The 23,542-nt window shown below is 70.9% G+C and carries 22 protein-coding genes; 10 read left to right on the top strand and 12 right to left on the bottom strand.

The genetic code is table 11. The features are described from left to right. Positions 1–67: 67 nt before the first annotated feature. Positions 68–1,657: an acyl-CoA carboxylase subunit beta gene (locus tag AB0J90_RS32325; protein WP_363602452.1), complete on the top strand. Its 1,590-nt coding sequence runs from the start codon at positions 68–70 to the stop codon at positions 1,655–1,657. Between the two features lie 61 nt (positions 1,658–1,718). On the opposite strand, the gene AB0J90_RS32320 is transcribed toward AB0J90_RS32325, so the two are convergent. The 4 genes from AB0J90_RS32320 to AB0J90_RS32305 form a co-directional block, all read right to left on the bottom strand. Further along, on the bottom strand, positions 1,719–3,056 hold the full coding sequence (locus AB0J90_RS32320; RefSeq protein WP_363602448.1) for a hypothetical protein: 1,338 nt from the start codon (positions 3,054–3,056) through the stop codon (positions 1,719–1,721). Then, complete coding sequence (locus tag AB0J90_RS32315; RefSeq protein WP_363602446.1) at positions 3,049–3,552, bottom strand: sigma factor-like helix-turn-helix DNA-binding protein; 504 nt, start codon at positions 3,550–3,552, stop codon at positions 3,049–3,051. The genes AB0J90_RS32320 and AB0J90_RS32315 overlap by 8 nt, the downstream gene beginning before the upstream one ends. 86 nt (positions 3,553–3,638) lie before the next feature. Then, positions 3,639–4,613 carry a 2-dehydropantoate 2-reductase N-terminal domain-containing protein gene (locus tag AB0J90_RS32310; RefSeq protein ID WP_363602444.1) on the bottom strand — a complete coding sequence of 325 codons (975 nt, stop codon included), beginning with the start codon at positions 4,611–4,613 and terminating at the stop codon, positions 3,639–3,641. A gap of 172 nt (positions 4,614–4,785) precedes the next feature. After that, entirely contained in the window at positions 4,786–5,526 is a 741-nt protein-coding gene (locus AB0J90_RS32305) for a M50 family metallopeptidase (RefSeq protein WP_363602442.1), read from the bottom strand. A gap of 225 nt (positions 5,527–5,751) precedes the next feature. Here AB0J90_RS32305 and AB0J90_RS32300 point away from each other — a divergent pair, with 225 nt between their 5' ends. After that, complete coding sequence (locus tag AB0J90_RS32300; RefSeq protein ID WP_363602440.1) at positions 5,752–6,399, top strand: hypothetical protein; 648 nt, start codon at positions 5,752–5,754, stop codon at positions 6,397–6,399. A 136-nt stretch (positions 6,400–6,535) separates the two neighbouring features. On the opposite strand, the gene AB0J90_RS32295 is transcribed toward AB0J90_RS32300, so the two are convergent. Continuing rightward, positions 6,536–6,763, bottom strand: a complete 228-nt coding sequence (locus AB0J90_RS32295; RefSeq protein ID WP_326562573.1) for a hypothetical protein — start codon at positions 6,761–6,763, stop codon at positions 6,536–6,538. A gap of 59 nt (positions 6,764–6,822) precedes the next feature. Continuing rightward, positions 6,823–8,916 (bottom strand): protein kinase, encoded by a 2,094-nt coding sequence (locus AB0J90_RS32290; RefSeq protein ID WP_363602438.1) that lies wholly within the window; start codon positions 8,914–8,916, stop codon positions 6,823–6,825. A 178-nt stretch (positions 8,917–9,094) separates the two neighbouring features. On the opposite strand from AB0J90_RS32290, the gene AB0J90_RS32285 reads away from it, so the two are divergent. From AB0J90_RS32285 to AB0J90_RS32260, 6 genes are all read left to right on the top strand, one after another. Beyond that, positions 9,095–9,322 (top strand): acyl-CoA carboxylase subunit epsilon, encoded by a 228-nt coding sequence (locus tag AB0J90_RS32285; protein WP_363602436.1) that lies wholly within the window; start codon positions 9,095–9,097, stop codon positions 9,320–9,322. A gap of 83 nt (positions 9,323–9,405) precedes the next feature. After that, positions 9,406–9,852, top strand: coding sequence for a hypothetical protein (locus AB0J90_RS32280; protein ID WP_363602434.1), 447 nt, complete (start codon positions 9,406–9,408; stop codon positions 9,850–9,852). After that, entirely contained in the window at positions 9,852–11,255 is a 1,404-nt protein-coding gene (locus AB0J90_RS32275) for a hypothetical protein (protein ID WP_363602432.1), read from the top strand. Before AB0J90_RS32280 ends, AB0J90_RS32275 begins: the two co-directional genes overlap by 1 nt. 23 nt (positions 11,256–11,278) lie before the next feature. Further along, positions 11,279–12,409, top strand: a complete 1,131-nt coding sequence (gene mycP / locus AB0J90_RS32270) for a type VII secretion-associated serine protease mycosin (RefSeq protein ID WP_363602528.1) — start codon at positions 11,279–11,281, stop codon at positions 12,407–12,409. Positions 12,410–12,446: 37 nt separating this feature from the next. After that, positions 12,447–13,067, top strand: coding sequence for a nucleoside triphosphate pyrophosphatase (locus AB0J90_RS32265; RefSeq protein WP_363602430.1), 621 nt, complete (start codon positions 12,447–12,449; stop codon positions 13,065–13,067). Between the two features lie 59 nt (positions 13,068–13,126). After that, positions 13,127–13,780: an O-methyltransferase gene (locus AB0J90_RS32260; RefSeq protein ID WP_363602428.1), complete on the top strand. Its 654-nt coding sequence runs from the start codon at positions 13,127–13,129 to the stop codon at positions 13,778–13,780. Positions 13,781–13,874: 94 nt separating this feature from the next. On the opposite strand, the gene AB0J90_RS32255 is transcribed toward AB0J90_RS32260, so the two are convergent. The 4 genes from AB0J90_RS32255 to AB0J90_RS32240 form a co-directional block, all read right to left on the bottom strand. Then, entirely contained in the window at positions 13,875–15,104 is a 1,230-nt protein-coding gene (locus tag AB0J90_RS32255) for an MFS transporter (RefSeq protein WP_363602426.1), read from the bottom strand. Positions 15,105–15,171: 67 nt separating this feature from the next. Further along, the gene (locus AB0J90_RS32250) at positions 15,172–15,927 is read right to left on the bottom strand and encodes an ABC transporter permease (RefSeq protein WP_326562564.1); all 756 of its coding nucleotides are present in this window, start codon (positions 15,925–15,927) and stop codon (positions 15,172–15,174) included. 26 nt (positions 15,928–15,953) lie between these two features. After that, a complete protein-coding gene (locus AB0J90_RS32245; RefSeq protein WP_363602424.1) occupies positions 15,954–16,913 on the bottom strand; it encodes an ATP-binding cassette domain-containing protein in 960 nt (319 codons plus the stop codon). A gap of 152 nt (positions 16,914–17,065) precedes the next feature. Further along, positions 17,066–17,743 (bottom strand): PadR family transcriptional regulator, encoded by a 678-nt coding sequence (locus AB0J90_RS32240; protein ID WP_363602422.1) that lies wholly within the window; start codon positions 17,741–17,743, stop codon positions 17,066–17,068. Between the two features lie 308 nt (positions 17,744–18,051). Here AB0J90_RS32240 and AB0J90_RS32235 point away from each other — a divergent pair, with 308 nt between their 5' ends. Together AB0J90_RS32235 and AB0J90_RS32230 are read left to right on the top strand one after the other, a co-directional pair. Beyond that, positions 18,052–19,818 carry a biotin carboxylase N-terminal domain-containing protein gene (locus AB0J90_RS32235; RefSeq protein WP_363602420.1) on the top strand — a complete coding sequence of 589 codons (1,767 nt, stop codon included), beginning with the start codon at positions 18,052–18,054 and terminating at the stop codon, positions 19,816–19,818. Between the two features lie 64 nt (positions 19,819–19,882). Further along, positions 19,883–21,322: a GuaB1 family IMP dehydrogenase-related protein gene (locus AB0J90_RS32230; RefSeq protein WP_363602418.1), complete on the top strand. Its 1,440-nt coding sequence runs from the start codon at positions 19,883–19,885 to the stop codon at positions 21,320–21,322. A gap of 82 nt (positions 21,323–21,404) precedes the next feature. Here AB0J90_RS32230 and AB0J90_RS32225 read toward each other — a convergent pair whose 3' ends face one another. Both AB0J90_RS32225 and thrS read right to left on the bottom strand, forming a co-directional pair. Further along, a complete protein-coding gene (locus tag AB0J90_RS32225) occupies positions 21,405–21,983 on the bottom strand; it encodes a TetR/AcrR family transcriptional regulator (RefSeq protein WP_363602526.1) in 579 nt (192 codons plus the stop codon). A gap of 103 nt (positions 21,984–22,086) precedes the next feature. After that, complete coding sequence (gene thrS / locus AB0J90_RS32220) at positions 22,087–23,301, bottom strand: threonine--tRNA ligase (RefSeq protein WP_363602416.1); 1,215 nt, start codon at positions 23,299–23,301, stop codon at positions 22,087–22,089. Positions 23,302–23,542: the final 241 nt, after the last annotated feature.

Below are 23,542 nucleotides of genomic sequence, written 5' to 3'. Positions count from 1 at the left end.
GCACGGGCACCGTGAGCGCGAGGGGCGAGGCTGGCGCCGCAGTCGCGAGGAAAGGCAGAACCGAAACGTGAGCGCGAGCAGCGAGGTCGAGAGCAACATCCACAGCACCGCCGGCAAGCTGGCCGACCTGCAACGGCGGGCGGACGAGGCGGTCCACGCCGGCTCCGCCCGTGCCGTGGAGAAACAGCACGCGCGCGGTAAGAAGACCGCCCGCGAGCGGATTGACCTGCTGCTCGACCCCGGTTCCTTCGTCGAACTGGACGAACTGGCCCGGCACCGGTCAACCAACTTCGGGCTGGAACGCACCCGCCCGTACGGCGACGGCGTGGTCACCGGCTACGGCACCGTCGACGGCCGGCAGATCTGCGTCTTCGCCCAGGACTTCACCGTCTTCGGCGGCTCGCTGGGCGAGGTCTTCGGCCAGAAGATCGTCAAGGTGATGGACCTGGCCATGAAGATCGGCTGCCCGGTGGTGGGGATCAACGACTCCGGCGGCGCCCGGATCCAGGAGGGCGTGGTCAGCCTCGGCCTCTACGGCGAGATCTTCTTCCGCAACGTCCGCGCCTCCGGCGTGATCCCACAGATCTCGCTGGTGATGGGACCGTGCGCGGGCGGCGCGGTCTACTCCCCCGCGGTCACCGACTTCACCGTGATGGTCGACCAGACCTCGCACATGTTCATCACCGGACCGGACGTGATCAAGACGGTGACCGGCGAGGACGTGGGCATGGAGGAACTCGGCGGGGCCCGTACGCACAACACCCGCAGCGGCAACTCGCACTACCTCGCCACCGACGAGGACGACGCGATCGACTACGTCAAGGCACTGCTGTCGTACCTGCCGGCGAACAACCTCGACGAGCCGCCGGTCTACGACACCGACGCCGACCTGGAGATCACCGACGCCGACCGTGAGCTGGACACCCTGATCCCGGACTCGGCCAACCAGCCGTACGACATCCACCGGGTGATCGAGCACGTGCTCGACGACGGGGAGTTCCTCGAGGTGCACCCGCTCTTCGCGCAGAACATCGTGGTCGGCTTCGGCCGGGTCGAGGGTCGCCCGGTCGGTGTGGTGGCCAACCAGCCGATGCACTTCGCCGGCACCCTGGACATCGCCGCCGCGGAGAAGGCCGCCCGCTTCGTCCGTACCTGCGACGCGTTCAACATTCCCGTACTGACCTTTGTGGACGTACCCGGCTTCCTGCCCGGCACCGGCCAGGAGTGGGACGGCATCATCCGCCGGGGCGCGAAACTCATCTACGCGTACGCGGAGGCGACCGTCCCGAAGGTCACCGTCATCACCCGCAAGGCCTACGGCGGCGCGTACGACGTGATGGGCTCCAAGCACCTCGGCGCCGACCTCAACTTCGCCTGGCCGACCGCACAGATCGCGGTCATGGGCGCGCAGGGCGCGGTGAACATCCTCTACCGCGCCGAACTGGGCGCCGCCGAGGACCCGGCCGCGGTACGCGCCGCGAAGATCGCCGAGTACGAGGAGACCCTGGCGAACCCGTACGTCGCCGCCGAGCGCGGGTACATCGACTCGGTGATCGCGCCGGCCGAGACCCGTACCCAGATCGTCCGGGCGCTGCGGGTGCTGCGGACCAAGCGGGAGACGCTGCCGCCGAAGAAGCACGGCAACATCCCGCTGTAGCCCGGTCGCCCGCTCCCCAGGACCGGACGGTCACGTTACCGCCGTCCCCACTCGACGACGCTCAGCAGCGCGGGTTGGCGAACGGGCAGAGCCAGGCGGCAGCCCGGTCGGCGAGCTGACGCATCCGCGCGTCGTCGTAGTCGTACGACTCCAGCACGGCAACCAGGTCGCCGACCCGTACCACCGCGTAGAGGACGACCGTGCCGCTGCCGGGTCCCGTACCAACGGGGCTCGTCGGCGCGGTCACCTCCTGCCGGACCATCAGCGACTGGTTGCCGGCGAACCCGTCGCCGAGCACCCGCCAGGCATGCCGGGTGGCAGCGGTCGCGCCCGGATCGGTCCGCCCGGTACCGGAATCGGCGCCCCTGACACCGGGGCCTCTCGTGCCGTCGGGGTCACCCGTGCCGCCGGGAGCGGCCGAACCGGCGGCACCGGACGGCGCGACCGACGCGACCGGAGGGCTCGGTTCACCAGGGGAGGCCGGGCCGGTCGGGGTGGCCGGCGGAGTCGGGGTGACGTAGCCGGTCGAGACGGTCGGCGGGGCGTCGTACGACCGGCACGCCTCGACCACCCGGCGGACGTCGTCGACCACGGACCGGGCGGCGGCGCCGTCGGCGTACCGCGCCACCTGCTGGTTCAGTGACTGCCAGCGTCCGTCCTCGGTGTCCCCGCCGACACTGTGCCCGCGGCTGTACCGGTAGTTCTGGTAGCCGGTCAGGTGCAGGCCCGAGTAGGCCGGGCAACTCTGGGCGAGCCGGAACGGCCAATCCGGGTACGAGCCGGGCGCACCGCTGCGGTCGTCGCTGATCCGGAAATTGAGCCCGAGGTCGGCCGGCTGGAGCAGAGCGACGGAGGGAATCCAGGCCGGGTCGCGACTCGTCACCCCGCCCGCCGAGCGCAACGGTGCTGGCCCGTCCGGCGGCGGGGGCGCCTTCGCCGGCCCCACCGTGTCCGCACCCGGCTGCCCGGCGACGGACTGCGGCCCGATCCCGGCCCCGGGCAGCCCACCGGTCAGTCCCCAGATCGCGGCGAAGAGCAGCACGACGGCGGCCGGCACCCCCACCGCCGTACGCCGGGATCGCCTGCGGCCGACGGCCCGGATCTGTTCCGGCGCGGGCCAGCTCACTCCGGCCAGGTCGGCGGCGAGCCGTTCGGCGAGCAGCCGCGCCCGGTCGTCCAGCACGTCGGGCAGGACCGGATCGGGGTACGGATCCGGTGCCGGCTCCGCCATCAGCGCCGCCAGCGACTCCGGCAGTACGTCGCGCCTCGGCTCGGCCGACAGGTCCATCAGCGGCTCCGCCGCCGAATCCACTTCGGACTCCCGCTCGGCTCCAGGTTCCGTCGTCGCGTCCCTCGCCGGGTCCGGTTCCGGCACCCGCTCGACCCACGGCTCAGGCATCTGCGGCCTCCTCCAGTTCGACGACGGCCAGCAGTCCGGCCAGCGCCACCCGTCCCCGGGACAGGCGGGCCTTGACGGTGCCGACCGGCGCACCGGTCTCCCGTGCCACCTCGGCGACCGGAAGGCCGAGCAGGTAGTAGAGGGCCAGCGCGGTTCGCTGCTCCTCGGGCAGGCGGCGCAACGCGGCCACCACGTCGACGGTGTCGGTGCTCGGTCCCGGCGTCACGGTCTCCACCGCACCGTGACGCAGGTACGCCCGCGCCCGGCTACGAATGGTCCGCCAGCGGCTGACCGCGACCCGGGCGGCGACCACCCGTACCCACGATTCCGGGTCCTCGTACCCGCTCACCGTCGACCAGCGCTGCCAGGCCCGGATGTACGCCTCCTGGACCGCGTCCTGCGCCTCCGACAGGTCACCGGTCAGCAGGTACACGTAGCCGAGCAACCGTTGCCGGCTCCCCCGGTAGAACTCGTCGAATCCGCCGACGTCGGGCACCAGCTACCTCCCCTGGGCGTCGGAGGTCATACGCGTACGGGCGGGTGGTCGGTTGCCGACGGCACCGACTTTTCCGGCGCCGCCGTCTAGGGCAGCAGTTCGGCGCGGGGGAAGCCGCCGGCCGGGATCCGTTCGCGTACGGCGCGCCGGACGGCACGCTGCACGGCGGCGTTCACCGGGGTCGGTACCCCGTGCAGGCGCCCCAGCAGCACGATCTCGCCGTTGAGGTAGTCGGTCTCGGTCGAGCCGGTGCCCCGGGCCAGGCTCTGCCAGGTCGAGCTGCCGCCGCGCTCCCGACCGGCCACCGGGTGGGCCTTCACGTTGTCGGCCCGGTCCGCCGCCTCCTCCTCGCGCGAGGTGTGCGCGATTCCGGCGGCGGCCAGGGCGGTCACCCCCTCGGCACGCAGCCGGTCCACCAGCTCCGGGTCGGGGTTGCGGCCGAAGAGCGCGTCCGCCCCGTTGCCGAGGTTGGCCAGCAGCTTGCCGTACTTCCAGCGCATCACGTCGTCCCGGACCCGGGTGACGAAGCCGCTCTTGGCGAGTTCGTCGGCGATCTGCCGCACGGTGTCGTCCGCGCCGCTCGGGTAACCGCCGAGCTGGAGCATGCCCGAGTGCGGATGACCCTCGGCGGCGATCACTCCCGGCTCCAGGAAGGTGGCGGGCAGCCAGAGGCAGACCGGGTAGACCCGCTCGAAGCGGCGCAGCGCGGCGCGTTCGTTGGCCACCCCGTTCTGGGCGGTGAGCAGCGGCAGTCGGTCGGCGGCCGTACCGCCGTCGGCGACGGGTACCCCCGCCCACTCACCGAGCGCGGTCTGGGTGTCCTGGGACTTCACCGTGAGCACCAGCGCGGTGTCCGGCGTCAGCACCAGCTCGGCCGGGCCGGCGACCGCGGGCAGGTTGACGGTCTGCTCGCCCTCCGGGGTGGCCAGGGTCAGCCCTCGGGAGCGGAGCGCGTCCAGTTGGGCGCCGCGCGCCACCAGGGTCACGTCGTGGCCAGCCTGGGCCAGCCGTACGCCGATGGTCCCGCCGACCGCACCGGCGCCGATGATCACATACCGCACGGGTTCATTCTGCTCCTGCCCGCCGGGCCAGGCTCGGGTGGCCCGCGGTGGTCGCTCCGGCGCCGGTTTTGCCGACGGCTCGGGGACCCGTTGCCGGGTGGGCGGCTGCCGGGTGGGCGGCTGCCGGGTGGGCGGCTGCCGGGTGGGCGGCTGCCGGGTGGGCGGCGCGGGCTCAGAAGGGCAGGTCGAGGTTGGCCAGGTGGGCGCCGGCCAGCAGGCTCGTACCGACGCCGAGCGCCAGCAGGTTGACCAGGCCGAACAGTCCGACCCAGAAGATGGCGGGCAGGAAGGTGACCCCGGCGAGCTGGTCGGCGTCGGAGGCCGGCATCCGCCCGCGCCGCCGCAGCGTCTGCAACTCGCCGACCGGCCTGATCCCGCCGATCAGCAGGAACCACACCCCGGTGTACGCGAACACCGCCTGCACCTGCGGGCCGGCGAACCAGGAGACGCCGAAGACCACCGCGGTGGTGACCACGATCGACACGACGCCGAAGGCGTTGCGGATCATGACGAGCATGGCGAGCAGCAACACCACCGCTATCCAGAGCAGCAGGGTGATCCGGTTGCCGCCGAGCAACCAGGCCCCGGCGAGCCCGATCAGCGACGGGGCCAGATAGCCAGCGAGCAGCGTGAACGCCATGCCCGGTCCGGACGGCCGCCCAGCCGACAGGGTCAGGCCCGAGGTGTCCGAGTGCAGCCTGATGCCGTGCAGGCGGCGACCGGTCAGCAGCGCGGCCAGGGCATGCCCGCCCTCGTGCGCGATGGTGATGGCGTTACGGCCGATCCGCCATGGCAGCCGGGTCAGCACCACGGCAAGCGCGGCCAGCCCGGTGAGCAGTACGAGTAGTGGCGGTGGATCCGGTTGGGCGTCGAACAGCCGGTTCCAGACGTCGGTAAAGCCGTCGATCGACACAGCCGGGGAGCCTAGCCCACCTGCGCGAGAGCGACGACCTGGCGATGAACCCGTCGTTTCTCGGCAAGCTCTGTGTCGAATACCCGGTAACGGGGAGCGACGATCGCACTCGCCAGACCCACGACACTTGATGAACATTTAAGGCAGACGATCTGATCCGCTCGCCTGCTGTGCCCGTACCCAAAGGTGCTGCAACCGGGCAGCACGTGATCAAGGGAGCGGTGCATGTACAGGAGAGTCAGGACGACCGGCCGGGCGCGGAAGCTGCTCATCGGTGTGGCCGCGACGGCCCTGCTCGGCACCGCCCTGGCGGTCGGTACGGGGATGAGCAACGCGGGCGAGAACTGCAACGGTCTCGACACCGCCCTGCGCAACAACCTGAACTTCATGGCCGACCAGCGGGCCAACCCGGACGCCCTGTCGGAGGCGCGTATCGCCAACCGGCAGGCGGTCGTCGACCTCATCCAGCAGCGCCGGGTCACCGCGGGATGCACCCGTCAGGTCAACGCGGATCGCCCGGCACCGCCCGCCCCGGCGAACCCGCCGGCCCCGGCCAACCCGGCGAACCCGCCTGCCGCTCCCGTAGCCGGTGACCCTGCCGCGGGCGGTGGTGGTACCGGCGCTGGCGAGGTCGTGTGCAAGGGCTCGACCGTGACGCTCTTCAACGAGGACGCCGCACCCGGCGCGTCCAGCGGCACGTTCCCGATCGGCACCCAACTCAAGGTCACGAACCTGGACAACAACAAGAGCACCACGGTCCGGGTCACCAGCCCGTCCGGCAGTTGCGTACTGCTCAACAACTCGGCGTTCGAGCAGGTCCGGGAGCCGGGCAAGTTCCTGATCCGGCGGGCGGTCATCGAGCGGGTGGGCTGACCGGAGCCGTACGGATCGCGAACAAGCAACAGCCGGATCGGTCGTCCCGTCTGGGCGGGATCACCGGTCCGGCTGTCGCTGACGCCCCGAACACCACGTCGTCGTCGGTCCGGGGCGGTAGAACCCGGCGGAGTTCTCAAGCCCTCCGTCGGGCAGTCATCGGGGCCCGCGCAACTTCCCTGGCCGGCACCGTCGGCCGCAGCAGCCGCCAGGCGCCAACCACCCCGACGGCCATAGTCACGACGCTCGCGAGTGCGATCAGCGCGACCATCCCGAAGCTCGCCAGGATCAGTGCAAGGTCGCCCACGGCGACCAGCATCCACAGCGCCACGCTGGGCTTCGTCGTACGTTGTCGGAAACTCATGTCGTACCTCCTTCCGTCGTCGGGTCATCAGTACCCCGACGGACGGAAGGTCATGCCGATCAGTTCGGCGCGGGTAGGAATCCGTCCGAGATGAGCTTCAGTTCGTCCAGGTTGTCCTGCCACGCGGCGGCCGGCGTCGACCAGTAGATCGCGTACCCGTGCTTCGGGCCGGTGACAAAACCCCGGTTGACGACGTGCAGCGGGTTGCCGTTGCTGGAGGTGTAGGTCCACTCCCAGTCCGCTGCTTCGAGGAAGTAGTCGATCTTCTTGATCGTAACCTGCTTGTAGTTGCGGTACCGGCCGGCTCGGATCCGATCCGCCTCCTGCCGCCTCCAGTCCGCCACCGCGTCCGGCTGCGGGGTGCTCGTCTGATCGATCATGAGCATCCGGGCACCGTTGGGCTCGTTGAACTCGACCGAGGTCCGGTTGCGCTGCACCCGCCAGCCAGCCGGCACCGGCACGGTGAACCCGGTCGGATCCTTGTGCCAGACCCAGCCCGTCGGCAGCGGACCCTCGCCCCGGGTCATCGCCGCAGGCGTCGAGGGCGGGGCAGCCGGCTCGGTTGTCGGTGCGGCGGGCGGTGGGGCGGCCGGCTCGGTCGTGGCCGGCGGAGCCGAGGCGGACGCCGACGGGGTCGGTTCCCCACCTGTCTGGGCCGCGTTCCGACTGTCGTCCGAGTCGCGGGTGGCCAGCGGGATGACCACCACCAGCGCGATAAGCAGCACCGCGACCAGCCCACCGACCAGCCACATCCGCTGCTTGTTCAGGAAGGAACCCTTGTCGCCGGACTCGGGACGCGGCTTGAACGGGCCGAACGTGCTCCCGCGCGCCACACCGGCAACAGCCTCGGTCGGCGCGGCGGCGACCAGCGCGGGTTCGTCCTGGTCCGGCGTACGGTCGGCAACCGGTGCGGCGGCAACGGCCGTCGGCGGATCGACCGATGACGGGGGCGCGGCGGGAGCGTCCAACTTCGCCGTCTTGTCCGCAGCGGACACGGGCGCGTCGACCTGCTCGTCCGGTTCCGCCCCGCTCGACGCGGCGGCTGGTTCGGTGGCGGTCGGCGTACCGTCGGTGTCCGGCTGGTCCTCGGCGGACCGTTCCGCGGCGGCGGTCTCCGCCGCTGCCGCGGCGGCGGGCACCGCCGGCACGGCGGGACCGGACCCGGCCGTACCGATGAAATCAGCGATGGAGGACGACGCGGACTCCGCCGGCTCGGCCGGTTTCGCCGGCTGACGTTGCGCCGGCAGCGGCACCACCCGGGTACGCGCCTCGCGCGGACCGTACGGGCTCGGCCGGCGTACCCCGTCGAGCAGTGAGATCGCCCCGCGCGGCCGCTTGTCCGCCGCGCGCCGCAACAGCCGCTCCGCCACGTCGGCGGTGATCCGCTGCGCCGGATCCTTGCGCAGCAAGCCGTTCAGGACCGCCTTCAGGGGGCCGGCCCGCTTCGCCGGTGGCGGCGGCTCGGTCGCCAAGGCGGCCAGCGTCGCGATCGCCGACGAGCGGGCGTACGGCGACTGCCCCTCGACCGCCGCGTACAGGGTCGCGCCCAGCGACCAGAGATCCGCCTCCGGACCGGCTGTGCCGTCACGCGCCCGCTCCGGCGCGATGTACGCGGGCGACCCCAGCACCAACCCGGTACGGGTCACGTTCGGGTCACCCGGCACGGTGGCCAGCCCGAAGTCGGTCAGCACCACCCGGCCGTCCTCGCCGAGCAGCACGTTGCCCGGTTTGATGTCCCGGTGCATGACGCCGGCCTTGTGCGCCGCCTTCAGCGCGCCCAGCACACCGAGGCCGATCTCGGCCGCCCGTCCCGGCGACACCGGACCGTCGGCGGCCAACGCGTCCTGCAGGGAACGGGACCGGACGTACTCCATCACGATCCACGGATCGGCGTCCGTACGGAGCACGTCGAAGACACGGACCACGTTGATGTTGTTCAGCCGGGCGATCGCGCGCGCCTCGCGCAGCGACCGCTCCCGCATCTCGCGCCGCTCGTCGGTGGTGAGTCCGGGCGGCGGAACCAACTCCTTGATGGCCACATCGCGGTGCAGCACCTCGTCGCGGGCACGCCAGACACGGCCCATGCCGCCCTGACCGAGCGGCTCCACGAGCCGGTACCGGTCAGCGATCAATTGGGGGGGCGCCTCGGACATCCCGTGGACGGTACCCGGACCGGAGCTTCCTCACACCAGCGGCACGCGCATGTGAGACGTACCCGAGCATGTGAGACGTACCTCCGTCGCCCGGTGCAACCTACTGCCAGGGCCGTTGCCTTGACTACGGCAACGCTGGTCGGCGTCGTAAACTCGTCCCGTGTCTGATCCTCGTGCCGTGCCCGACCCTGAGCCGGCGTTCCGCGTGGTGCGGGGCACCCCCACCGCGGAGGAACTCGCCGCGCTGGTCGGCGCCCTCATGCTGCGGTCGCGACCGGCCGTGCCGGCCCGCCACAACACCAGGTCACCCTGGGTACGCGCCGTGCAACCCGGTACGGTGTCCGCGTCCGGCCTACCCGCACGTCCGGGTATCGATGCCTGGCGGTTGTCCGGACTGCCCCGCTGAACGTCCGAACGGGGCTGCTGACACGGGCCCTCGCCGACTAGCCTCGGGTGGGCACCACGTCGTGACACCTGGGGAGGGGACACATGGCGATTCCCGAGGAGGATCTCCCGCCGGCCTGGCTGCGGGACTACGGCGACATCGAAGCCGACATCAGCAAGATGGAAGAGTTCGCTGCCAACCTCGACGCCGAGGTCCGGCAGAACTACGCCCCGCACCTGGACTACCTCCGCGAGGACGTGACCGCGGAGATACCGAAGCCGGCGGCGACCTTCCCCGAACTGGTCTCCTTCCTCCAAACACACCAGGCGATCCAGCAGGACAGCACCAACGTCGTCTTCCACTACCGGGACGCGACCGGTGGCTTCGCCCAGGCGGCGAAGGAGGTCAGCGAGAACTACGGCAAGTCCGACGCGTTCGCGCTGGCGCGGGTCAAGGAGGTCGAGTCCGCGCTGGACAAGACCTCGGCCGCACGCCTTCCGGAGGCGGGCACCACCCCACCTCCGGCCACGGACAACTCGGGAGTGTCCTGATGCTGATCGCCGACGGGGGTGGCGGCTACTCCGGCACCACCAACTGGTTCCAGTACGACGTCAAGCAGATGTGGGCGACGCTGGAGAACCAGCAGTCCGACGGTTACTGGCAACACGTCACCGGCTGGCAACGTACCCACGAGTTGGCCGGGACCCACATGTCACGCCTGCGGTCGTACCGCGAGGGCCTGATCCAAGCGTGGCCGCCGGAGAAGAGCGCCGCTTCGCGGGCGTACGTCGAACGGCTGGACTTCCTGATCCAGAGCGTCGAGCAGTCGTACGAGGCAGCCATCACCAACCGCTCGGCCCTGTCCGGCGCCACCAGCGCAATCAGTGACGCGCGTCGGGAACTCAAGACCATCCACGACGAGTACGAGCGCAAGCTAGCGGCAAAGCTCGAATACGAGCGCACCCAGAACCCTCCGGCGGCCTCGTCCTCGCCCAACCCGACGCCAACCCCGTCGCCGTCACCCGGACCGGCACCCACCCCACCGGTGACCCAGGCCGACCTCGAGCGCCTGAACGCTCGCGCCCGCTCCATCATGTACGGCCTCAGCGGCGAACTCGTGCAGGCCCAAGCCCAACTGAAGCAGCCTCCTCCGTACCGGGGCTTGCCTCAGAGGACTGACTACGATCCGGATGTATACGGCGGCGGACCACCGCCCGTCATCCCGCCCGTCGTCCCAGTGCCGAGCGGTGGGCCGGGTTCGTCGATGCCGAGCGGCGGTCCTCCGGTCCACCAAATGGTGCCGACGCCGACAGCGCCGTCGGTCGGACCGGTTCTCGGAGGAAGCGGGCCGACACTCGGCGGCATCACTCCGACCATTCCCACCGCCCCCACTCCTCCGGTGTCTCCACCCGTCATCACACCCACTCCGCCGTCCCCTCCCGGTATCGGGGCGGGTTTTCCAACACCGTTGCCGCCAACCCCGGGCGGAATCGGCACCACCTACCCCGGCCCGCGCGGCACCAGTCCTGTTTCCGGTGGGCTCACCAAGCCGGGCATGGGCGGAATGCCAACCGTTCCCCGCGTCATGCCTCCCGGGGGCATGATCGGCAGCGTGCCGGGGGTAGGACAGCCAGGTGCTGGCATTTCACCAGCCCGGCAGATCAATCCCGTTGGCGGAATGATCGGCGGTGGTGGGGGCATGGGCAGCACGGCTCCCATGGGTGGTGCGGGGCAGCGGCCGGGCGGCGCAACGCCGATCGGTGCCAATGGCGGCCAGCGCTCGGTCGTCCCGCCGGGCAGTCGCCCCGGCAGGCGCCCCGGTGAGGACGAGGACGGTCAGCACTGGGATCCCGACAACCCGTGGGAAACCGGCGAGGGCGTCGCTCCCGTGATGCATGCCCCTCGGGAGGTCGGCCGCATCGATCCCGGACCAGCTATCGGATTCAATCGGTGACCTTGCGTACGGTACGCGGGGCCGTGGCGGCACTCTGCGCCACGGCCATCGCGGTCCTACCTGCAGCACCGGCGCACGCCGACCGCATCCGCGACGACCAGTGGCATCTCCGGTACCTGAAGGTGGCCGAGGCCCACAAGCTGAGCCAGGGAGCTGGGGTCACGGTCGCGGTTATCGATACCGGCGTCGCCCCGCACCCAGATCTGCAAAATAACCTCCTAAATGGCACCGACACCATCCCTGGAGGCAGCGGCGACGGCCGGCAAGATGCAGCTAGCCACGGAACTGGGATGGCCGGGCTCATTGGTGCGCATGGCAACGGAGGCAGCAACGGCGCATTGGGAATCGCCCCCAAAGCAAAGATTCTCCCCATCCGCTACGCGACAAGTCCCGGAGACGGTGACCCCGATAGGTTCGCCGATGGCATCGAATGGGCGATCACACAGAATGCGCGAGTAATCAGCGCTTCGGTAGGCGGGTCAACCTCCCCCAAGTTGACCCAAGCAGTGAGGGCTGCAGTCGAGGCGGACATCGTGGTCGTCGCTGCCGCAGGAAACGACCCACCGGACTATGGAATTACGTTCCCGGCCGCCTTGGATGGCGTTGTTGCAGTAGGGGCGAGCGATCGCAATGGAAACCGAGCAGGCATTTCCGTCAAGGGTAACAAGATGGGGATCCTTGCCCCCGGCGTCGATATCTACAGCACTAGCATTAACGGAAATTACGGCAAAGGAACTGGCACATCACTCTCCACTGCGATTGTGGCGGGGGCGGCGGCTCTGATCCGGAGTAGGTATCCGGAGCTCTCCGCCGAGGAGGTCGTACACCGGTTGACGGCGACTGCCGTGGACAAGGGGCCGCCCGGACACGACGACGAGTACGGCGACGGCGTACTCGACCTGATGGCGGCGCTGACGGCGGACGTACCGCCGTTGGCGGCCAGTGCGACGCCGAGCGCGAGTGCGGCGACCAGCCCGAGCGCGACGGCGGCCGCGGAGCCCCTGCCCGACGATGCTCCCCGTGGCATGAGCACCGGAACGTTGCTGAGCGTCTTCGCCGTCTTCCTGGTGCTGGCCATCGTGGTCGCGCTGCTGGTCGTAAGGTCGCATCGGCGCGCTGCCGGGCGGGGCGCGCCGCCCGTCGACCCGGGCTGAGCTGGCGGCGGAGTCGGGCACGGTAGCGTACGGCTTCATGCGCCCGACGAATCAGCTCCGCTTCGTGCTCGCCTCGGCCAGTCCGGCCCGGTACAAGAGCCTGCAGGCCGCCGGCATCGAACCGGAGGTACTGGTCAGCGGCGTCGACGAGTCGAAGGCGAACGCCGAGTTGGCGGAAACGCTCTGTCTCGACCTGGCCAGGCTCAAGGCTGAGGCGATCACCGAGCGGGTACGGCCGACCAGTGAGCCGACGACGCTCGTGCTCGGCTGTGACTCCGTACTGGCCTTCGACGGTGAGATCCTGGGCAAGCCGGTCGACGCCGACGACGCCACCGGGCGCTGGAAGCAGATGCGCGGGCGCTCCGGTGTCCTGCACAGCGGTCACTGCCTGATCGACGTGACCGGTGGTCGCCGGGCCGAGGCGGTTGCCTCCACGACCGTGCACTTCGCCGACATCGACGACGACGAGATCGCCGCGTACGTGGCGACCGGTGAGCCGCTGCAGGTGGCGGGCGCGTTCACGATCGACGGGCTGGGCGGCCCGTTCGTAGAGCGGGTGGAGGGTGATCCGGGCACCGTCGTCGGGCTCTCCCTGCCTCTGCTGCGTAACCTCCTCGCCGAGCTTGACGTACGGATCACCGACCTCTGGCAGCGGTGATGCCGGCGGGCCGAGCGCGGTTCTACCGCACGCCGCCCGTACTGGTCTAGCGTCTGGGCATGACCACGAAGTCGCTGCCGTTGACCGAGGAACTGCACTCGTACCTCATCGCGCACGGTTCCCCGCCGGACGACATCGCCCGCGAGTTGATCGACGAGACGATCGACGCCCTGCCGGACGATGCCCAGATGCAGGTTGCTCCGGAACAGGCGGCGCTGCTCACCTTCCTCACCCGGTTGGTGAACGCGCGGCAGGCGGTGGAGGTCGGCACCTTCACCGGCATGTCGTCCCTGGCGATCGCCCGCGGACTGCCCGCCGACGGCCGGCTGACCTGCTTCGACATCTCCGCCGAGTTCACCTCCGTCGCCCGCCGGTACTGGTCGCGGGCGGGGGTGGACGACCGGATCGAACTGCGGATCGGGCCGGCGGCCGAGGGGCTGCGGTCGCTGCCGACCGAGCCGCACCTGGATCTGGCCTTCATCGACGCGGACAAGACGAGCTACCCGATCTACTGGGACGAGTTGGTGCCCCGGATGCGTCCGGGTGGGCTGATCGCGGTCGACAACGTACTGCGCGGTGGTCGGGTGCTCGCCCCGCGGGATGCGGCCGACCGGGCCATCGTGGCGTTCAACGCCGACGTACGGGCCGATGTCCGGGTCGACGTGGTGATGCTGCCGATCGCCGACGGCCTCACCCTGGCCCGCCGCCGCTGACCACCCACCGGCCCACCGGCTCACCGGCCCAACGGCTCAGCCGCTCATCGGCCCGCCCGCCCACCGGCTCACCGCGACGACAGTGAAACCCGGCTCAGGTCCCGGCTTCCACGGCGGGGGCGGTGGGGCCGTCGATCCGGGCATCCAATGGCGGGGTGGGGGCCGGGGGCAGGCGCAGGGCTCGGGCCAGGCGCAGGGCGAGCAGCGCGGCGATCACGATGAACAGTGGCAGCAGTAGGAAGGCCGGGTGCGGGCCGAACGAGTCGGCCACCCGGCCGAGTACGACCGGCGCGACGCCGAACCCGATCGCCACCGAGTACGACGAGTAGGCCGCCGCCCGGTCACGCTGTCCCGGCGCGGCGGCCAGCGCCATCGAGATGCCCAGCGGGTAGTGCATGGCGTTGCCCAGTCCGACCACGACCAGGCCGGTGACCGCCAGCCAGCCGATCGGCGCGGCCCAGAAGATGCCGAAGCCGACCAACGAGACGGCGAGGGCGGCGAGCAGGAACGGCACCGGGGCGACCCGGAGTGCGATCCGGCCGCCGGCCAGCCGGCCGAGGCACATGCCGGCGACGATCGCGGCGAGCGCCGCCGAGGCGGCTCCCGCTGACATACCGGCGTGGCCGCGCAGCACGTCGGCGGCCCATAGGGAGAGACAGACCTCGATCGAGCCGGTGACGCCGAGCAGCAGCCAGGCGATCCAGTAAGTGCGGGGCAGCCGGCCGGGTCGGGTGCCGGCAGCCGCGGTAGCGGGGGTGCCGGGCGGTAGGCGTACCCGGAAGACGAACGCGGACGCGGCGACCAGCGCGATCAGCCCGACCTCGATGGCGATCGCGGGTCGCCAGCCGTGGCCGGCGCCGACGGTGAGCCCGATGACGATCGGGGCGACGATACCCATGCCGGCGCAGACCGCGTTGGCCTCGCTGATCGCGGCCGGGGAGTTGGGTCCGTGGTGGTCGGCGAGGATGGTGTTGACGCCGTTGACCAGCATGAATCCGAAGGTGGCGGCGACGGTCGCGGCGGCGAGGGTGGTCGGCAGGGTGTCCAGCAGGCAGAGCATGACAACCGCGGCGACGATGCCGGCGAGCCCGAGCCAGTTTGTCCACCCACGGCCGATCTTCGCCGACAGCGAGGGGAAGAGGAACCCGCCGAGCAGGGCTCCGACGGCGAGTGCGGTGCTGTGCAGGCCGGCGACGGCCGCGGTGGTGCCCTGTTCGTCGCGGAGCAGGGGGACGACCGGCCCGAAGCCGTAGAGGAAGAAGCCCCAGACGCCGAGTTGGGCGTAGGTCAGCCAGGTGATCCGGTCATGCAGGAGGCGGGGCACGCTCCTTACGCTACAAGCGCTCGGAGCGTGCCCCGTTGACCAGGTGAAACAGCTTCGGAAAAACGGATTAACGTACGCTGCGCGCGAACTCGCGGGCCGCCCAGGCGACCGCGGCGGCGGTGAGTACGGCCACGATGCTGAGTCCCTGCCACACCCGGTCGTCGCCGAGGTCCCCGGCGAAGAGTGCCCGGGTCCCCTCGACCGCCCAGGAGAACGGGTTCCAGTCGGCGACGCCCTGGAGCCAGCCGGGGGCGAAGGTGAGCGGCAGCAGGATGCCGGAGAGCAGCAGCACCGGCTGGGCGATGGTGTTCATCAGGGGTGCGAGCGCGTCCTCGCTCTTGACCAACAGCGCGATCCCGTACGAGACCGCCGAGGTCATCAGCGCGATCAGGGCGAGCATCAGGTACGCGAGCAGCAGGTCGCCGATGAAGACGGTGAGTCCGAACAGGAGCGCCAGCAGGGTGATGATGATCGCCTGGACGATCAGCGACACGACGTCGCGCAGTGACCGGCCGAGGAGCAGGGCGAGCCGGCTGATCGGGGTGACCCGGGACCGTTCGATCACCCCGGCGCGCAGTTCGGCGATCAGGCCGAAGCCCTGGAACAGGCCGCCGAAGATGGCCAGCAGCACCAGCAGGCCGGGTACGAAGATGCGGTATGCGTCGGCCTGGGTCGGCGCGTTCAGTGCGGGCTTGAGCAGCGGCGCGAAGAGCAGCAGGTACATCACCGGTTGGAAGACGCCGACGAAGACCCAGATGGGTTGACGGAGGAGGAGCAGCATCTGCCGCTCGAAGATCAGCCAGGTGTCCCGGGCGAATTTCATCACAGTCTCCTGTAGCGGGGGCGGGCTCAGGACTCGCGCAGCGAGCGGCCGGTCTTGGTGAGGAACACGTCGTCGAGGCTGGGCCGGTGCAGTTCGATCGCGCGCAGCGGGACGCCGCTGGTGTCGAGTGCGCGCAGGATCTGCGGGATGGCGGTGGCGCCGTCGTCGACGTAGAGGCGCAGCCCGCCCTCGTCGAGGGTTTCCAGCTTGAGTACGAAGGGCTGGGTGTCGAGGGCCTCCGCGGCCTTCGGTGTGGCGGCGGAGTCGATGCCGACCTGGACCATTTCGCCGGATATTTCCCGCTTGAGTTCGGCCGGTGTGCCCTCGGCGACGATCTCGCCGTGGTCCATGATCGCGATTCGGTCGCAGAGCGCGTCGGCCTCGTCGAGGTAGTGGGTGGTGATGAAGACGGTCATGCCGTCGGCGCGTAGCCGCCTGATCTCGTCCCACATGTGGGCCCGGCTCTGCGGGTCGAGGCCGGTGGTCGGCTCGTCCAGGAAGACGATCTTCGGTTCGTGGATGATGCCGAGCGCGATGTCGACGCGGCGGCGCTGACCGCCGGAGTAGGTCTTGCACTTGCGGTCGGCGTACTCGGTGAGTTCGAACGCGGCTAGGGCGTCCACCGCGCGCTGCTGTGCCTCGGCCTTGCCGATGCCGTACATCCTGGCCTGTAGGATGAGTTCCTCACGGGCGGTGGACTCGTCCCAGGTGCTGCCGCCCTGGGCGACGTAGCCGATCCGGCGGCGCACCTCGGCCGGGTTGGCGCGCAGGTCGGTGCCGGCGATGACGGCCTCTCCGCCGTCCGGCTCGATCAGCGTGGCGAGCATGCGCAGGGTGGTCGTCTTGCCCGCGCCGTTCGGGCCGAGGAAGCCGTAGATCTCCCCCTCGCGCACCAGGAGGTCGACGCCGCGCACCGCCTCCACCGTCTTGGCCTGTCGACCCTGGCGGGAGCGGAACGATTTCCGCAGCCCCTTGGTCTCGATCATCTTCAGCTCCTGGTTGGTCGGGCCGGCAGACCGCCGACCACTGTCCCCCGGGGACCAACGCCACAGGCGCCCACCCCAACACTCGACCCGAGGCTAACGCGATATAACTTATCTAGTCAAGGTTGATTATTACTCGAATCATGTCTTGAGTATTACTCGTCGCCGGGCACCTCACGGTCCGTACCGGGGGCCGGCGCACGGTCCGCGTCCCCGGACTCGGCCAAGGCCTGCGTCTGCGCCCGCATCGCACCCCACCCCTCCGCGTCAGCCAGCTGATCAGGCAGGTACGACACTCCGGAGTCGATCCGCTCCGCGATCCGTTCGCACCAGCCGCTCTCCGCCTCGGCGCGGGCCATCCACAGCTCGAACATCCAGCCCACGTGCACCGGCTTGGACTTGCGTACCCAGTCCGAATCGAGGGAGGCGCGCATCGACTCGTGCGCGGCGCGCAGGAGCTGTGCCCGGTTGCGCAGCGCCGCCGCCGCCTCCTCACGGGGCAGGGCCGGCAGGAACGAGAACGCCGCCGCGAACGGGTCGGGCGGGGTCTGCAGCCGCCACCACATGTCCCGCAGCAGCGTCTCGAACTCGTCCTCCCCCTTCTCCGTCACCTCGTACGTGGTCCGGGCGGGACGGGCACCGACCTGCTCGGTCGCCACCTCGCGCAACAGTCCCTCCTCGGTCAGCTTGCGCAACGCGTGGTAGATCGAACCTGGCTGTACGTTGGCCCAGTCGTCGGCGCTCCAGCTCAGCAACTCGCGGCGCACGTCGTAACCGTGCACGGGCTGCATCCAGCGCACCAGACCGAGAATCATCATTCGGGTACTCGACACAGCACAAGCGTAATAAACAAATTTGACTAAACCCGGTAGCCGCCGGAGCCGACCCGCCAGGGCGAGGCCGACCAGCCGGGCGGGCCAGTGCCACAGCACACACGCCGGCCCGATGAAGTTGATCAAAAGCGCCGATAAACTCCCCGCAGTAGCCACCACCAGTAGGGGTGGATGCGGGAACAACGAACCAGGGACAACGAGGAAACGCCCGCCGGGCGGCCCAGCCGGACGGCCGGGCAGCTCGGGGAACGCGGTGACCGGCACCCGCCGGCCCACCGGAGGGCGGCCGTGGCCAGGAGAGGACGAGCGTGCGCAAGGTACTCATCGCCAACCGAGGCGAGATCGCCGTCCGGGTCGCCCGCGCCTGCCGGGACGCCGGCCTGGGCAGCGTGGCGGTCTACGCCGACTCCGACCGGGACGCCTTGCACGCCACCCTCGCCGACGAGGCGTACGCCCTGGACGGCGACACCGCCGCCGAGACGTACCTGCGGATCGACAAGCTGCTGGACGTCGCCGCGCGCTCCGGCGCGGACGCCGTACATCCGGGTTACGGGTTTCTCTCCGAGAACGCGGACTTCGCCACCGCCGTGATCGACGCCGGCCTGACCTGGATCGGGCCGACCCCGCAGGCGATCCGCGACCTCGGTGACAAGGTGACCGCCCGGCACATCGCGCAGCGAGCCGGCGCCCCCCTGGTGCCCGGCACCCCGGATCCGGTCGAGGGCCCGGACGAGGTGATCGCGTTCGCCGTCGAGCACGGCCTGCCGGTTGCGATCAAGGCGGCGTTCGGCGGCGGCGGGCGCGGGCTCAAGGTGGCCCGGACCCTGGAGGAGATCCCGGCGCTGTTCGAGTCGGCCACCCGGGAGGCGGTCGCCGCCTTCGGCCGCGGCGAGTGTTTCGTCGAGCGTTACCTGGACCGCCCCCGGCACGTGGAGGCGCAGATCCTGGCCGACCAGCACGGCAACGTGGTGGTGGTCGGCACCCGTGACTGTTCGTTGCAGCGCCGGCACCAGAAGCTGGTCGAGGAGGCGCCCGCGCCGTTCCTGACCGACGCCCAGCGGGCCGAGATCCACGCCAGCGCCAAGGCGATCTGCCGGGAGGCCGGTTATCACGGCGCCGGCACGGTCGAATACCTCGTCGGCGTCGACGGCACCATCTCGTTCCTGGAGGTCAACACGCGGCTCCAGGTGGAACACCCGGTCACCGAGGAGACCGCCGGCATCGACCTGGTCCGCGAGCAGTTCCGGATCGCCGACGGCGAGAAGCTGCGGCTGGCGCAGGACCCGACGCCGCGCGGGCACTCGATCGAGTTCCGGATCAACGGCGAGGACCCCGGCCGGGGCTTCCTGCCCGCGCCCGGCACCGTCACCGCGTTGCGCCTGCCCACCGGCCCCGGCGTACGGGTCGACACCGGCATCTCGGCCGGCGACGTCATCGGCGGCAACTTCGACTCGCTGCTGGCCAAGGTGATCATCACCGGGGAGACCCGTACCGAGGCGCTGGAGCGGGCCCGGCGGGCGCTGGACGAGATGACCCTCGACGGGATGGCCACCGCGCTGCCGTTCCACCGGCTGGTGGTCCGCGACCCGGCCTTCACCGCCGATCCGTTCGCCGTACACACCCGGTGGATCGAGACCGAGTTCGACAACACCGTACCGGCGTTCACGGCCACCGCCCCGGCCGCCGAGGCGACCGGCCCACGCGAGACCGTCGTGGTCGAGGTCGGCGGCAAGCGGCTCGAGGTCAGCCTCCCCGCCGGCTTCGGCACCGGTACGGGCGCCAGCCCCGCCCCCGGCCCGGTCGCCCGCCGTGGCGCCGCCCGCGGTTCGGCCGCCCGAGGCGGTACGGGCGCGGGTGCCGGTGGCGACGCGCTGACCTCGCCGATGCAGGGCACCATCGTGAAAATCGCGGTCGCCGACGGTGACACCGTGGCCGAGGGCGACCTGGTGGTGGTCCTCGAGGCGATGAAGATGGAACAGCCCCTGTACGCCCACAAGGCGGGCGTGATCGGCGGTCTCGGCGCCGAGCCGGGTGCCGTCATCACCGCCGGCGCCACCATCTGCACCATCCGCTGACCCCGGCCGGGGCGGGTCCCGCTGACCAGGAATAACGGGTCCCGCCCGGGGGCATGATGATCGGGTGCGGTTTCTCTCCGGCGCGGCCTCCGCGCACGACCTGACGTACAACGACGTGTTCATGGCCCCGGTCCGGTCGGACCTGGCGTCCCGGCTCGACGTCGACCTGAGCACCTCCGACGGCACCGGCACCACGATCCCGATCGTGGTCGCCAACATGACCGCGGTGGCGGGTCGGCGGATGGCCGAGACGGTGGCCCGGCGCGGCGCGATCGCCGTACTGCCGCAGGACATCCCGATCGAGGTGGTGACCGAGGTCGTCGGCTGGGTGAAGCAACGCCACCTGGTGCACGACACCGCGATCACGCTCGGCCCGACCGACACCGTCGGAGACGCGATCCACCTGCTGCCGAAGCGCTCGCACGGCGGGCTGGTGGTCGTCGACGAGGAGAACCGGCCGCTCGGTGTGGTCACCGAGGCGGACACCGAGGGCGTGGACCGGTTCGCCCAGGTACGGCACGTGATGTCGACCGAGTTGCACACGGTGCCGGCGGAGGCGGATCCGCGTACGGGATTCGACCGGCTGTCCCAGGGACGGCGGCGGCTCGCCCCGGTGGTCGACGTCGAGGGCCGGCTGGTCGGGGTGCTGACCCGGCAGGCCGCCCTGCGGGCCACCCTGTACCGCCCGGCGCTGGACGGCAAGGGGCGGCTGCGGGTGGCGGCGGCGATCGGGATCAACGGTGACGTGGCCGGCAAGGCAGCAGCGCTGCTCGAAGCGGGCGTCGACACGCTGGTCGTGGACACCGCGCACGGCCACCAGGAACGGATGATCTCGGCGCTGCGTGCGGTCCGGGCGCTCGACCCGGCGGTCCCGCTGGTCGCCGGCAACGTGGTCACCGCCGACGGCGTACGCGATCTGGTCGACGCCGGTGCGGACATCGTCAAGGTCGGCGTCGGTCCGGGCGCGATGTGCACCACCCGGATGATGACCGGTGTGGGCCGGCCGCAGTTCTCGGCCGTACTCGACTGCGCCAGCGCCGCGGCCGAACTCGGCCGGCACGTCTGGGCCGACGGCGGCGTACGGCACCCGCGCGACGTCGCCCTGGCGCTCGCCGCCGGCGCCTCGAACGTGATGATCGGCTCCTGGTTCGCCGGCACCTACGAATCCCCCGGCGACCTGTACTCGGATCCGGACGGACGGCGTTACAAGGAGAGCTTCGGCATGGCGTCGGCGCGTGCGGTGAGCGCCCGTACGGCCGAGGACAGCCCGTTCGACCGGGCCCGGAAGGCGGTATTCGAGGAGGGCATCTCCACCGCACGGATGTTCCTCGATCCGGCCCGCCCCGGCGTGGAGGACCTGATCGACGAGATCATCGCCGGGGTACGCAGCGCCTGCACGTACACGGGCGCGAGGAACCTGGCCGAGTTCTCGGCGAACGCGCTGATCGGCGTGCAGAGCGCCGCGGGTTACACCGAGGGGATGGCGCTGCCGACAGGCTGGTGACGACGACCGCCGCCCGGCGCCACGTCAGGTGACAGTTGCGGCGCGGCGCCGCGTCAGGTGACAGTTGCGGCGCGGCGCCGCGTCAGCCGACGCGGAACAGGCCCTGGATCACGGCTCGGCTGACCGTCGTCGGGTCGTCGCCGACCTCCGGCGGGAGTGCCCCGCCGAGCCAGAGCGTGGCGAAACCGTGCACCATCGACCAGGCGGCCAGTCCGGCGAGCCGGGGATCGCGCTCGTCGCCCGGCGTCTCGCCCAGCGTCGCCACCCCGGCCTGTAGCTCGTCGGTGGACCGCTGCTTCGCCGCGACCAGCAGCGGATCGTCTGGGCGATACAGCTCCGGGCGGAACATGACCTCGAAGTGCGCCCGGTGCTCGACAGCGAACCGGACATAACCCACGCCGATCTCGAGCAGGCTCCCGGTTTCGTTGCGTACCCGGCCGAGGTTGTCGGCGAGCAGGTGGAAGCCCTGGGTCGCGAGCACGGTGAGCAGGCCGGCCTTGTCGCCGAAGTGGTGCGTCGGCGCCGCGTGCGAGACCCCCGCCCGCCGAGCCAGATCCCGCAGGCTCAGCGCCGTCGGCCCCGACTCCTCGATCGCCGCGACCGCCGCCTCCAGCAACACCCGCTGCAGGTCACCATGGTGGTAAGGCCGCCCCGCCGCCATCTCCCCAGTCACCCCCCAACCCTATCTAGTTACCGACAAGATCCCCCCACCCCACCCCCAAGATCGCCCTCTTGTAGAGAAAGTGCAGGAATTCCGCCTGAGATTAGGGGAGGGGGGTGGAGTGGGTGGGGGCGAGGTTGGTTATGAGGGATAGGGCTTTGGGGATGGGCATGGGGTCAAGGGAGCGGCCGTCGCGTTGGCGCAACGAGACCAGGTTCTCGGCTGCTTCGCGGGGGCCGATCACGGCGGCGTACGGGACCCGGCGGCGAGCCGAAGCGCGTACGCGGGCGCCCAGCGAGCCGTCGGCGGCGAGTTCCGCCCGCAGGCCGGACTCGACGGCGGTACGGGTGAGGGCCGCCGCGACGTCGTACTGTTCCGGACCGACCGGCAGCACCTCCAGTTGCACCGGGGCGTACCAGACCGGGAACGCCCCCTCGTGCACCTCGATCAGGTACGCGAACAGCCGCTCCATGCTGCCGATCAGGCTGCGGTGCACGATCACCGGCCGACGTGGCCGACCATCGGAGTCCATGTAGGACAGGTCGAACTTCTCCGCCTTGTCGAAGTCGAGCTGGATGGTGGACAGGGTCGACTCCCGCCCGGCCGGGTCCTGGACCTGGATGTCGATCTTCGGCCCGTAGAACGCCGCCTCCCCGGCCGCCTCGACGTACGGTTGCCCGGCCGCGTCGAGCGCCTGCCGGAGCAGGTTCTCCGCCCGCTCCCACACGTCGTCGTCGCCGACGTACTTCTCGCCCGGCCCGCGCAGCGACAGCCGGAACCCGGCCGGGCGTACGCCGAGCGCGGCGTGCGCGGTCCGGATCAGCCCGAGTATTTCGGCGACCTCGTCCCCGACCTGCTCCAGGGCGCAGAAGTTGTGTGCGTCGTTGAGCCAGATCGCGCGTACCCGGCTCAGGCCGCCGAGCACCCCGGACCGCTCCGGCCGGTACATCCCGCCCAGTTCGCCGACCCGCAGCGGCAACTCGCGGTACGACCGGCCGCGCGCGGCGAAGACCAGGCAGTGGTGCGGGCAGAGCGCCGGCCGGAGCACGAACTCGTCGTCTTCGGATAGACGCATCGGCGGGAACATGTCGTCGGCGAAGTAGCCGAGGTGTCCCGATCGTTCGAACAGCTCGCGTTTGCCCATCGGGGGCGAGTAGACGTGCTGGTAGCCGGCGCGGCGCTCCAGCTCACGGACGTACTCCTCGACGGCGTGCCGGGCCGCGGCGCCAGCCGGCAACCAGATCGGCAGGCCCGCGCCGGAGAGGGGGTCGGCGTGGAACAACTCCAGTTCGCGGCCCAACCTGCGGTGGTCGACCATGTCGTGCTCCTAACTCGGGTACGACCCTGAGCCCGGCCACCCGTGTCGATTCGGGTGGACGGTCGGAGCGGACCGGTCCGGAGTACGAAGCAGCCCCGGAGCGGTTCGCCCCGGGGCCGTTGGTTGACGGTGAGAGATTCGCGTCAGCGCGGCACGCCGGGGTGTCCCGGCGTCGTCGTCACTGCCACGAATTGCTGCATGCCGGGCAGGTTACGCCGCCCTCGGCACCCACCGCACCCGC

It is taken from the genome of Micromonospora sp. NPDC049523 (assembly GCF_040676775.1).
In the GTDB taxonomy this organism is placed as follows: domain Bacteria; phylum Actinomycetota; class Actinomycetes; order Mycobacteriales; family Micromonosporaceae; genus Micromonospora_G.
This window is presented reverse-complemented; position numbering and strand designations above follow the sequence as displayed.